We start from the raw sequence: 12,081 nt of genomic DNA, 5'->3' as shown, positions 1-12,081 counted from the left end.
TGACGGGTGTGCGAGACGGGGGCAAAAGCCTTGCTGCATCCTGTTCCGGAACGGCGTCGGGGAGGGCGGCCGGTACGATGGCGTGAGCGGGCACGACGGGAGCCGAGGGTGCGGCAGTCGGCGGCGACACGCCGCGCGCACTCTCCCGGTCCGCATCGGCACCCGAAGACCTATCGACGCGCCCGCGCACCTCCCCGCATGGCCTACGACATCGAGCGGTACCTGAACGTCCGGAGCGCCGGCGGGCCGACGTTCGGCCCGGACGGCCAGTTGGCGTTCAGGATGGACACGACGGGCGTCACGCAGGTCTGGCGCCTCGACGGCGCGCGCGAGTGGCCGGCGCAGCTCTCCTTCCACGAGGAGTCGGTGAGCTTCGCGTCCTACTCGCCGACGCGCGACGAACTCGTCTACGGGATGGACCGCGGCGGCAACGAGCGGACGCAGCTCTACCGGCTCGCCGGCGACGGGAGCGACGAGGTCGCGCTCACGGACGACCCCGAGACGATCCACGGCTGGGGCGGGTGGAGCCACGACGGCGAGCGCGTCGCGTTCACGGCGAACCGCCGCGACGAGGGGCACTTCGACGCGTACGTCCAGCGCCGCGACGAGACGGCCGACGCCGCCGACCTCGTCTTCGACGGGTCGGAGTCGGACCTCTGCTCTCTCGCGGGGTGGAGTCCGTCGGACGATCGACTCCTCGTCCACGAGACGCACTCGAATCGCTCCCACGACCTCCACCTCACGCACCTCGCAGGGGACGTGGTGCCCCTCACGGCCGACCACGAGGGCGAGGTACGGTACGCCTCGGTCGCGTGGGGACCCGACGGGGAGACGCTGTATGTGGCGACGGACGCGGGCCGCGACACGCTCGCGCTGCGCGAACTCGATCCCGAGACGGGCGCCCTCGGGCCGGTCGAGATCGGCGGCGACTGGGACGTCTCCTCGGTGGTCGTCGACGCCGCGACGCGGACGATGGCCGTGGTGCGCAACGTCGACGGGTACAGCGACCTCTCCCTCTTCCGGATCGACGACGCGGGCGAGCGCGTCCCGCTCCCCGATCCCGACCTACCCGAGGGCGTGCTGATGGGGCTCTCGATCGGGCCGGACGGCGATCGCCTCGCGGCGGCCGTCTCCGCGCCGACGCTGAACACGAACGTCCACGTCGTCGCCCTTGAGACGGGCACGAGCGAGCGGTGGACGGCCGCCGCGACGGCCGGTATCCCGCGATCGACGTTCCGCGAGCCGACCCTCGTCCGGTACGAGTCGTCCGGCGTCGAGGGGCCACGCCCGTCCGCCCGGGAGACGGAGTCGCCCGCCGCCCTCGACATCCCGGCGTTCCTCACGCTCCCCGCGGGCGAGGGTCCCCACCCGGTCATCGTCGACGTCCACGGCGGTCCGGAGTCCCAGCGCCGCCCCTCTTTCCTCGCGCTCCGTCAGTACTTCGTCGACAACGGCTATGCGGTCTTCGAGCCGAACGTCCGGGGATCCTCGGGATACGGTAGGCGCTACATGAACCTCGACGACGTCGAGAAGCGCATGGATGCGGTCGCGGACCTCGATCGGGGCGTCGAGTGGCTCACCGCACGCGACGACATCGACGGCGATCGGATCGTTGCCTACGGCGGCTCGTACGGCGGATTCATGGTCCTCGCGGCGCTAACCGAGTACCCCGACCGCTGGGCCGCGGGGGTCGACATCGTCGGCATCGCCGACCTCGTCACCTTCCTCGAAAACACGGGCGAGTGGCGACGCGAGCACCGCGAGGCGGAGTACGGGAGCCTGAGCGAAGACCGTGCGTTCCTCGAATCCATCTCGCCGATCAACAACGTCGATCGGATCGAGGCGCCGCTGCTCGTCATGCACGGCGCGAACGATCCCCGCGTCCCCGTCGAGGAGGCCGAACAGATCGCCGCGGAGGCGAGCGATCACGTCCCGGTCGAGAAGCTGATCTTCGACGACGAGGGTCACGGGTTCTCGAAGCTGGAGAACCGCATCACCGCGTACCGGACCGTCGTGGACTTCCTCGACGAACACGTCCGGTAGGACCGCCGGGCCGAGCGTGCGTGCGCGACTCCCGCTCGGGGGGCGCGACGCGTGGGGGCGACTCTCGATCCTATTTGATCTTCGTCCCGGGCGCCGCGTCGCCGTGCGTCGTGAGGAGGTCGGCCTCCTCGCCCGCGGCGAGCACCATGCCGTCGGACTCGACGCCGAACAACTCGGCCTGTTCGAGGTTGGCGACGACGACGACCTTCGTTCCCGGGAGGTCCGCGACGTCGTGAAGCTGCTTGAGGCCCGCGACGATCTGTCGGGTCTCGATCCCGATATCGACGCTGAGGCGGAGGAGATCGTCGGCGCCCTCGATCTCGTCTGCGCCCTCGATGCGCCCGACGCGGAGGTCGAGGTCCTGGAACGTCCCGAAGTCGATGCGGTCGTCGGCCAGCGCTTCGAACGCGGCGGTGCCGTCGTCGGTCTCGTCGTTCGCGGCTTCGTCGTCCTCGCCGGCGGTCGCTTCCGCGACGCGCGTTTCGAGCTTCTCGTTGAGCTCGGCGACGCGCTCGTCGTCGATCTTCTCGAAGAGCGGGCCGTCGGGCTCGGGGAACGTCTCGGGGGGCGCCTGGAGGCAGTCGGCGACGGTGGCGTCGGCGACGCGTCCCTCGGCACCGAGCTGGTCCCACGCGTCCTCGGCCTTCTCGGGCGTGATCGGCTGGAGGAGGACCGCGACGGCCTTCACGAGCTGCACGCAGTCGCGGATGACGGGCGCCGCCTCGTCGTCGTCGAGCTTCCACGGCGCGGCGTTCTGGATGTACTCGTTGCCGTAGCGCGCGAGGGCGACGGCCGTCTCGCCGGCCGAGCGCACGTCGTAGTCGTTAAGCGCGTCCTCGTAGTCGTCCATCGCCGCCGCGATCCGGGTCTCCGTCTCGTCGGTGAGCTCGGCGTCGGGCGTACCGTCGAAGTTGCGCGCGGCGAAGAGGAGCGCGCGGTTGACGAAGTTTCCGACGACGTCCGCGAGCTCGGTGTTGACGCGCTCTTGGAAGCGCTCCCACGAGAAGTTGACGTCGCGCTCGAAGCCGGCGGCGGTGGCGAGGTAGTACCGCAAGAGGTCGGGGTGGAACCCCTCCGCGAGGTACTCGTCCGCCCAGATCGCGCGGTTGCGCGACGTCGAGAAGGCCTCGCCGTTGAGGTTGACGAACCCGGTCGCACAGACGGCGCGTGGCTCGTTGTAGTCGGCGGCCTTGAGCATCGACGGCCAGAACACCGTGTGGTGTTGGATGATGTCGCGCCCGATCACGTGGACGATCTCCGAGTCGCCCTCGGTCCAGACCTCCTCCCAGTCGTAGGTCTCATCGCCGACGCGCTCCGAGTACTGCTTGCTGGAGGCGACGTACTCGACCGGCGCGTCGACCCAGACGTAGAGCACGAGGTCGTCCGCGCCGTTCGCCTCCTCGTCCGGGTAGTCGATCCCCCAGTCCATGTCGCGGGTGATACAGAGGTCCTGCAACTCGCCCTCGATCCACTCGCGGGGCTGGTTCTGGGCGTTGCTCGTCCCCTCGAGTCGGTTGATGAACCCCGAGAGGTACTCTTGGAACTCGGAGAGACGGAGGAACTTGTGCTCGCGCTCGCGGTACTCGGCGGGGTTACCGGTGAGCGTGCTGACGGGATCGACGATGTCGCCGGGTTCGAGGTGGCGCTGGCACCCCTCGTCGCACTCGTCGCCGCGGGCGTGCTCGCCGCAGTAGGGACATTCACCCTCGACGTAGCGGTCGGGGAGCCACTGGTCGGCGTCGGGGTCGTAGGCGACTTGGATCGCCTTCTCGTAGACGTGGTCGTTGGCCTCCCACGCGCGGACGAACGCCTGGGTGAGCTCGACGTTCGTCTCGTCGTGCGTGTGCCCGTAGTTGTCGAAGTCGACGTTGAAACGCGGGAAGGTCTCCTCGTACTGCTCGTGGTGGCGCAGCGCGAACTCCTCGGGACTGACGCCCTCCTTCTCGGCGTTGACGGCGATCGGCGTGCCGTGCATGTCCGAACCGGAGACGAACGCGACGTCCTGTCCGAGCCTCCGGAGCCCGCGGCTGAACGCGTCGCCGCTGACGTACGTCCGCAGGTGGCCGACGTGCAGGTCCCCGTTCGCGTAGGGGAGCCCGCAGGTCACGAGCGCGGGGTGTTCCGTGGGGAACTCCTCGTGGGTCATGTCCGTATCACGGAACCGTGTCGGCCTAAATCCCGCGGATTCGCGGTGCGATATCGATCGCCATCACGCGCCTCGGCGCCGCCGCGCGCTCGAACGCGGGACTTAGGAGGGTGGAGCGCGTTCCGCCGGAGGCGGTGGTACCGGTGCCGCCCCCGTGTTCGGCGCTCGGAACGACGTACCTTTACCTGTTGCATACCGATAGGTTACACATGGGATTCGGTAGCTACGACGAGTCCGAGCAGGAGAACCAGAACGCGGACGCCGACTACGACGAGGAGGACGCCGTGAACGTCCACCAAAACGACCACGACGGGAGCGTCAGTTTCGACACGGGGGTCTCCAGCGGCGAACTCGTGGACCGCCTGCAGGAGATGAAGGACGACGACGAGGAGAGCTAACGGATCGACACCGGGAGGCGCTCGAAGCCGGTCTTCGACGCCTTCGCCTTCGGCACCGCCGCGTCGAGGTCGACTCCGAGCTCGTCGACGCGCTCGGCGAACGCCCGGAGGACGATCGGAGCTTCGAGGCGGGCGAGCGGCGCGCCGATGCACGTGTGCGGCCCGGTGCCGAACGCGAGGTGGTCCGGATCGCGCGTCGGGCGGAACTCCTCGGGCGCGTCGTACCGCGCGGGGTCGCGATTCGCCGCCCCGATCCAGAGGACGACCGTCTCGCCGGCCGGGATCGTCGTTCCGGCGATCGTCACCGGCCGCGTCGTCTCGCGGGCGCGAGCCTGGAGGGGCGCGCGGTAGCGCAACACCTCTTCGAGGACCACGTCGAGGTCGTACTCGTCGAAATCGGCGAACAGGTCGTGGTCGTCGAGGAGGTAGAGCGCGTTCGAGAGGTGTTCGGTCATCGTCCCCTGCCCCGCGAGCAGGAAGTCGAAGCAGTTCGCGCCGATAGTCGCGTCGTCGAGCGTCGTCTCCTCGACGAGGCGCGAGACGAGGTCGTCAGCCGGGTCCGCCCGCCGGCGCGCCACCAGGTCCGCGAGGTAGTCGACCGCCTCGGCCATCCGCTCCCCCTCCCCGCTCTCCGCGGCGCTGTGCTCGCTGTTCATCACCTCGCGGAACGTCTCCAACCACGTCAGCACCCGCCCCTGATCGTCGCGCGGAACGCCGACGAGGTCCATGACGACCCGTAGGGGGACGGGCCGCGCGAACGCCGCCACGAAGTCGAACTCGGGGCCGTCGCGCCGCGCGACCTCGAACTGGTCGTCGGCGATCTCCCGGATCGACCCGCGGAGAGCACGTAGCCGATCGGGTCGGAAGAACTCGAAGAACTGGTGTTTCGACGCCGTGTGCTCCGGCCCGTCCGACCACACCATCGCCTCGTCGAGATACGCGAACGGCGTGTGCGCGCCCTCCTCCCGCGAGAGCGGCTTTCGAACCAGCGCGTCGTCGTCCTGCAGCGCCGCTTTCACGTGCTCGTGCGTGAAGACGTCGTAGACCTCGCGCTCGGGGTCGTAGTGCACCGCGCCGGTGCGGCGCCGCTCGTCGTACCACCCGAACGGGTCGTGGGCCGCGCCGGCCTCGCGGAGCCCGGCCGGCGTGCCGCCGTCGGAACCGTAAGGGGAACTCCCGTCCATACCGTGGTGTTTCGAGCGCCGTATTTATTGCTTCCCCACGTACGTATCGATACTCTCCGAAGAATACCGATTGTGGGAACTAGATGCGAGAGTACGAACCGTTCTAGGACGGACGAAGAGAGAGAAGTTCGTATAACCACGACTAAGGTCACACCACGGCCAGCGTCCCCTCGAAGAGGAGGACGGTGACGACGAGGCGGCCGACGCTCCCGGCGAACGTGGCGGCCGCGAACTTCACGTAGTCGCTTTCGAGGACGCTGAAGGCGTAGATGGAGAGCGTGTCGGGGAAGAAGGGGACGCAGAGTCCGAGCGCGAGACCGATGTACCCGTACGATTGGACGAGGGCGACGACGCGGTGTTTCGACCACTCGACCGGCTCGTAGCCGGCGCGACGGATCAGGTTGATCACGGGCCCGGAGTGCGTCGCGCCGTGGCCGATGTAGAGCGCGACGACGCTTCCGGCGGCCTTCCCGAGCCCGCTCGCCACCATCACGAGCGCGAGCTGGACGGGGTAGCTAAAGCCCAGATTGAGGCTCGCGGCCGGGAGGAGGACGACCTCGCTCGGGAGCGGGAGGACGACCGCGATCAGAAAGGAGTAGACGGCGATGACGAGGAGCGCGAGCGGTCCCGTCGTCGTCTCGACGAGGTGCTGGAGCCCGGCGATGTCCGTCGGGAGCGCGAGGGGTGCGGTGAACAGCGTCCCGGCGGTCGCGCGGGCGAGTCGCGACGTCATCGACCGCTCGCCCCGACCCGCACGGCGTCGAGCGTTTCGAGGAACGCCTCGAGCATCGCGCGGGTGACGTGCGGCATGCAGACGATTCGGGCCTCGCCGCTCCCGGTACGCGAGAGCCGCCAGCCCTCCGCGCGGACGGCGTCGAACGCGCTCTCCGGGAGGTCGAAAGCGACGAGCGGGAGCCCGGGCGGGACGACGTCGTACCCCCGGTCACGGAGCCCCTCGGCGAGGTACGTGGCGTTCGCCGCCGCGCGCTCGTGGTTCTCGCGGTACTCATCGGGCCACTGGGCGTCGAGCGCCGCGGCCGCGCCCGCGACGCCCGCGCCGCTTCGCGTCCCCGCGAGCGTCGCCTGCGCCGTCGTCTCAAGATACGGCGTCTCGACGGCGAGCGCGTCCAGCGTCGCGCGATCACGCGCGAGGAAGCCGCCCGCCGGGATCGGGGCCCGCCCGACCTTGTGCGGGTCGATGGTGAGCGTGTCGAGGGAGGCGTGGCCGAAGTGCCACTCGTGCTCGGTGAAGGGGAGGTGGAAGCCGCCCCACGCGGCGTCGACGTGGAAGCGCGCGTCCGCCTCCGCCGCGATCGCCGCGAGCTCCGGGATGGGATCGACCCGGCCGAACTCCGTCGTGCCGGCGACGGCGACGACGAGCGCGGTCTCGTCGCCGACCGCCGCGGCCACGGCGTCCGGGTCGGCGCGATGGTCGTCGTCCGTGGGGACGAGGCGGAGGGTGACGCCGAGGACGTCCGCGGCCTTCTGGAACGAGAAGTGGACGCTCGTCGGGGCGACGACGACGGGCTCGTCGCTCGCCGCGAGGTCGCGGGCGGCGCGGACGGCCTGCAGGTTCGCCTCCGTTCCACCGCCGGCGACGTACCCCGCAGGATCGTCGAGGCCGGCGACGGTACCGAGAGTGTCGAGCGCGCGCTCCTCCAGCGCGGCGACGTCGGGGTAGGTCGCCGGATCGCCGGGGTTGTCGGCGAGAAAGCGCTGTGCCGCACGGGCGGCCGCGGGATGCGGGCGCGTACACATCGAGGAGAGCACGCGATCGAACTCCTGCGGCGTCGCGTCCATACCGACGCGAGGGCGCGCCGGCCGTTTAAGCCGTCGGTTCCGTGCGGCGACGGCCGCGGTGGCGGTGAGACGGATCGACGTGGACGCGCGCTCCGCGCCTGCGTCGACGCCGGCTCATCTGACCGAGTCGAGGATCAGGCGCTGCTCGACGCGCTTCGCCTCGTGCTGGACGTCGCGCACGGCGTCCACGTTCGCGCTGATCGAGGAGACGCCGCGCTCGACGAGGAAGTCCACCATCTCGGGCTTCGATCCCGCCTGTCCGCAGATCGAGGTGTCGACGCCGTTCGCGCGACACGTCTCGATGACGGTCTCGATGAGCGCGAGCACGCCCGGGTGGAGCTCGTCGTAGTGGTCGGCGACGTGCTCGTTGTTCCGGTCGACCGCGAGCGTGTACTGCGTCAGGTCGTTCGTGCCGAAGGAGACGAAGTCCGCGCCCGCCTCGCAGAAGTCCTCGACGCAGAGCGCCGCGGCCGGCGTCTCGACCATCACGCCCCAGCGGCGCTTCTCGGTGTCGACGCCCGCGTCCGCGAGGGCGTCGCGCGCCGCCCGCGCGTCCCGGCCGTCGTTCACGAGCGGGAACATCACCTCGACGTTGTCGTACCCCATCTCGTAGAGGCGCGCGAACGCCGAGAGTTCGAGCTCGAACAGTTCGGGTTCGTCGAGCGAACGCCGCAGGCCGCGGTAGCCGAGCATCGGGTTGTGCTCGTGGGGTTCGTCCTCGCCGCCCTCCAGCTGGCGGAACTCGTCGGTCGGCGCGTCGAGCGTGCGCACGCGCACCGGTCGGGGGTAGAACTCGTCCGCGACGGTGCGGATGCTGTCGACGAGCTCTTCCGTGTACGCGCGCTCGCCGTGCGTCTCGACGTAGCGCTCGGGCGTGACGTTCGTCGAGAGGATCATGTGCTCCGTGCGGAGCAGGCCGACGCCGTCCGCGCCCGTCGCGGCCGCGCGCTCGGCGGCCTCCGGAATGGAGACGTTGACCTTCACTTCCGTCGCCGTCATCGGTTTCACGGGCGTCGTGGGGCGCGCGTCCTCGACGGGTTCGCGCTCCTCGTCGGGCTCGGCGGTCCCGGCCTCCACCGTCCCCCGGTCGCCGTCGATCGTGATCGGCTGATCGTCGCTGAGCACCTGTGTCCCGGTCTCCGTGCCGAGCACCGCGGGGACGCCGAGCTCGCGCGAGACGATCGCGGCGTGCGAGGTCATCCCGCCCTCGTCGGTGACGATCCCCGAGGCGCGCTTCATCGCGGGCACCATGTCCGGCGTCGTCATCGACGTGACGATGATGTCGCCCTGTCCGACCTTATCGAGCTGGTCGAGACCGCCGACGATCCGCGCGGCGCCGGAGGCGATCCCGGGGCTCGCGCCGAGTCCGGAGACGAGCGTCTCGCCGTTGGACGCCGCCGCGTCACTCGACGTCGACTCGTCGATCGTCGTGATCGGGCGCGACTGCAGCATGTACACTTCGCCGCCGGCGATCGCCCACTCGACGTCCTGGGGCGTGCCGTAGTGCTCCTCGACGCGCTCGCCGAGCGCGAGCAGCTCCTCCAACTCGGCCTCGTCGAGGACGCGCGCGTCGCGGCGCTCCGCCTCGACCTCGCGCTCCGTCGTCTCGCCCGTCTCGGGATGGCGCTCGACGAGGGTCTTCTTCGTCGCCACCGTGACTTCCTCGACCTCGCCGCTCTCGCGGTCGATGACGTAGTTGTCCGGGGAGACGCTCCCGGAGACGACGCCCTCGCCGAGCCCCCACGCGGCCTCGACGATCGTCGTCGGCGCGCCCGTCGAGGGGTGGCTCGTGAACATCACGCCGGACTTCTCGGCGTCGACCATCCGCTGGACGACGACGGCGATGTCGACGCGCTCGTGCTCGAAGCCCTGTTCCTCGCGGTAGTAGATCGCGCGCTGGGTGAAGAGGCTCGCCCAGCAGCGCTTCACGCGTTCGAGGAGGTCCTCGCGCGTGATGTTGAGATAGGTCTCCTGCTGGCCGGCGAAGCTCGCGTCCGGCAGGTCCTCGGCCGTCGCCGAGGAGCGGACGGCGACGAACGGGTCGTCCCCCAGATCGTCGTACGCCGCGAGCACGGTCTCGCGGACGTCCTCGGGCATCTCGGCCTCGAGGATGAGCTCCTTCGCCGTCGCGGCGGCCTCGGCGAGCGCTGCGGAGTCCTCGGGATCGACGTCGAGGGCCGCGAACAGCTCGTCGGCGACGCCCGACCCCTCGAGGAACGTCCGATACGTATCGGCGGTCACGACGAACGCGGACGGCACTGGGAGCCCGGCTTGCGTGAGCTCTCCCAGCGACGCGCCCTTCCCGCCGACGCTCGGCACGTCCTCGGCACTGATATCTGCGAGCCAACGTACTGGCATTAGGCACGCGGATAGACAGCACACCCGAAAATAGGTGTTTCGAGTCCCGTAACACTCATACGGGATTCGAGACTGAGTAAAAAGTTCGACCGCGAGGCGCGGGGAGCGCTAGGCCTCGATGATGTCGTCGCCCTCCTCGTCGCTCGGGACGTGCAGGTCGCCGTCGAGCGCCGTCACGGTCTGCCCCCCGACTCGAACGCCGCCGTCGACGCGCACGCGGACGCGCCCGGGCCGATCGACGTAGTGGCCCTGTTCGACGAGCATCTCCTCGGGGGTGTCGCCGCCGAACGCCCCGATCCCGTCGAGGTACGCGCCCGCGGCCCCCGCGGCCGTTCCCGTCACGGGGTCCTCGTGGACGCCGAGGGGCGCGCAGAACGCCCGCGCGTGCAGCGTCGACTCGCGTTCGAGGGTGTCGAGCGTGACCGCGTAGACCCCCTCCGCGCCGACGTCCGCGCAGAGGTCGCGGAGCGCGGCGTCGTCCGGGTCGGCGTCGCCCAGCGTCGAGAGGTAGTCGAGACCGACGACGAGGAACGGGAGGCCGGTGTCCGCGACCGCGAACGGGAGGTCGTCGACGAACGACATCGCTTCGACGCCCAACGCGTCCGCGACACGCTCGGCGTCGAAGTCGTCGTAACGCCGGACCGTCGGGTCGCGCTGGTGCATCCAGACCGTCCCCGACTCCTCGATTTCGACGTCGAGGACCCCGACGTTCGTCTCGACCGTGTGGTCGCCGGCGTCGACGACGCCCGCGTCGTGGAGGTGCGCGTGGGCCGCGATCGTCGCGTGCCCGCAGAGGTCGACCTCCGTCGTCGGCGTGTGGTAGCGCAGGCGGCGCTCGGCCTCGTCGCTCGCCGTCACGAACGCCGTCTCGCTCGCGCCCAACTCCCGCGCAACGGCCTGTCGTTGTGCCTCGCTCAGCCCGTCCGCGTCCGGGACGACGCCGGCGGCGTTGCCGTCGAGCGGGCGATCGGTGAACGCATCACAGAGGAGGGCGCGTGTGGTCTGCACGCACCACCCGTCGCGCGCCGCGCAGTTGAACGCTACGCTCCCCGTCGCCGGCGCGCCCGCTCACCTCACCGCGCCCGCGCCTCGACGTAGTTCCGGAACCGCTCGCGCGCCGCCTCCTCGCAGTCCACCTCGTACACGGCCCCCACGCCGTCGTCGAGCAGGTAGTCGAGCGCGTCGTCCGGATCCGACTCCGCCGTCACCACCTTCGCGCGGAGGTCGCCGCGCCGCTTGATGAGGTAGACTCCCGGTGCCTTCTCGTCGAGCGTCCACCGCCCAGTCCGTTGTGTGATACTCATTGGCACATCCTCGCCGACGGTAGACATGCCCTCCGACAATATATAATTATCGTTCGTTTCAGTCGGGCCTACGCGGGGGGCTTTCAGGTCACTTAACGTCCTCCGCGCCGTCCGATCCGGCGGGATACTCACATGGGCGACCTCCCGGACGACTTCACGTGCACGATCACGAACTGGGAATACATCTACGGGCTCTGCCGGGACGTCTCGGAACAGGTGAAGGAGGCTGACTTCGAACCCGACGTCATCGTCGCGCTCGCCCGCGGCGGCTGGTTCGCCGGCCGCTGTCTCTGCGACTTCCTCGGGCTGAACGACCTCACGAGCCTGAAGATGGAACACTACGTCGGCGCCGCTGAGAAGAGCGACGAACCGGAGGTCCGCTATCCGATGCCCGAGGACACCGTCGAGGGGAAGGACGTCCTCGTCATCGACGACATCGCCGACACCGGCGGCTCCATCGAGCGCGCCCACGAGTACGTCGACGAGCGCGGCGCCGACGAGGTCCGGACCGCCACCCTCCAGCTGCTCGGTACGAGCGCGTTCGACCCGGATTACGTCGGCGAGCGCCTCGAACAGTGGGCTTGGGTCGTCTACCCGTGGAACTTCATCGAGGACATGGTCGACCTCATCAGCGGCGCCATGGACGCCGACGGCGACGGCCCCTACACGAAGGCCGGGATCCGTCACCTCCTCGCCGAGCACCACGACATCGAGCGCATCGAGATGGAGATCGCCCAACCGGACCGCCTCGGGGAGGTCCTCGAAGAGATGACGCGACGAGACGTGCTCGTGCGGACCGCCGAGGACGAGTGGCGCCTGCGCGAGGGCGCCTGACCTCACGGCGACGC

Annotated in this window: 10 protein-coding genes; 3 read left to right on the top strand and 7 right to left on the bottom strand. The window is 69.9% G+C overall.

The window, feature by feature from the left end; genetic code table 11:
* Positions 1 to 198: 198 nt before the first annotated feature.
* The gene (locus J2754_RS12820) at positions 199 to 2,043 is read left to right on the top strand and encodes a S9 family peptidase (RefSeq protein WP_211087645.1); all 1,845 of its coding nucleotides are present in this window, start codon (positions 199 to 201) and stop codon (positions 2,041 to 2,043) included.
* Between the two features lie 70 nt (positions 2,044 to 2,113).
* On the opposite strand, the gene metG is transcribed toward J2754_RS12820, so the two are convergent.
* Positions 2,114 to 4,189: a methionine--tRNA ligase gene (gene metG, locus J2754_RS12815; RefSeq protein WP_211087644.1), complete on the bottom strand. Its 2,076-nt coding sequence runs from the start codon at positions 4,187 to 4,189 to the stop codon at positions 2,114 to 2,116.
* A gap of 209 nt (positions 4,190 to 4,398) precedes the next feature.
* On the opposite strand from metG, the gene J2754_RS12810 reads away from it, so the two are divergent.
* The gene (locus J2754_RS12810; protein WP_188878493.1) at positions 4,399 to 4,587 is read left to right on the top strand and encodes a DUF5786 family protein; all 189 of its coding nucleotides are present in this window, start codon (positions 4,399 to 4,401) and stop codon (positions 4,585 to 4,587) included.
* On the opposite strand, the gene J2754_RS12805 is transcribed toward J2754_RS12810, so the two are convergent.
* From J2754_RS12805 to J2754_RS12780, 6 genes are all read right to left on the bottom strand, one after another.
* Positions 4,584 to 5,771: a cytochrome P450 gene (locus J2754_RS12805; protein ID WP_188878494.1), complete on the bottom strand. Its 1,188-nt coding sequence runs from the start codon at positions 5,769 to 5,771 to the stop codon at positions 4,584 to 4,586. The genes J2754_RS12810 and J2754_RS12805 overlap by 4 nt on opposite strands.
* Positions 5,772 to 5,919: 148 nt before the next feature.
* The gene (locus J2754_RS12800) at positions 5,920 to 6,504 is read right to left on the bottom strand and encodes a YqaA family protein (RefSeq protein ID WP_188878495.1); all 585 of its coding nucleotides are present in this window, start codon (positions 6,502 to 6,504) and stop codon (positions 5,920 to 5,922) included.
* Positions 6,501 to 7,571, bottom strand: coding sequence for a tyrosine decarboxylase MfnA (gene mfnA, locus J2754_RS12795; protein WP_188878496.1), 1,071 nt, complete (start codon positions 7,569 to 7,571; stop codon positions 6,501 to 6,503). Before mfnA ends, J2754_RS12800 begins: the two co-directional genes overlap by 4 nt.
* 114 nt (positions 7,572 to 7,685) lie before the next feature.
* Positions 7,686 to 9,929 (bottom strand): phosphoenolpyruvate synthase, encoded by a 2,244-nt coding sequence (gene ppsA, locus J2754_RS12790; RefSeq protein ID WP_188878497.1) that lies wholly within the window; start codon positions 9,927 to 9,929, stop codon positions 7,686 to 7,688.
* 108 nt (positions 9,930 to 10,037) lie between these two features.
* Entirely contained in the window at positions 10,038 to 10,937 is a 900-nt protein-coding gene (locus tag J2754_RS12785) for a PhzF family phenazine biosynthesis protein (protein WP_188878498.1), read from the bottom strand.
* A 65-nt stretch (positions 10,938 to 11,002) separates the two neighbouring features.
* Entirely contained in the window at positions 11,003 to 11,233 is a 231-nt protein-coding gene (locus J2754_RS12780; RefSeq protein WP_188878500.1) for a hypothetical protein, read from the bottom strand.
* Between the two features lie 132 nt (positions 11,234 to 11,365).
* Here J2754_RS12780 and J2754_RS12775 point away from each other — a divergent pair, with 132 nt between their 5' ends.
* A complete protein-coding gene (locus J2754_RS12775) occupies positions 11,366 to 12,067 on the top strand; it encodes a phosphoribosyltransferase (RefSeq protein WP_188878501.1) in 702 nt (233 codons plus the stop codon).
* Positions 12,068 to 12,081: the final 14 nt, after the last annotated feature.

Source organism: Halarchaeum nitratireducens, assembly GCF_017874695.1.
Taxonomy (GTDB): Archaea; Halobacteriota; Halobacteria; order Halobacteriales; family Halobacteriaceae; genus Halarchaeum; species Halarchaeum nitratireducens.
This window is presented reverse-complemented; position numbering and strand designations above follow the sequence as displayed.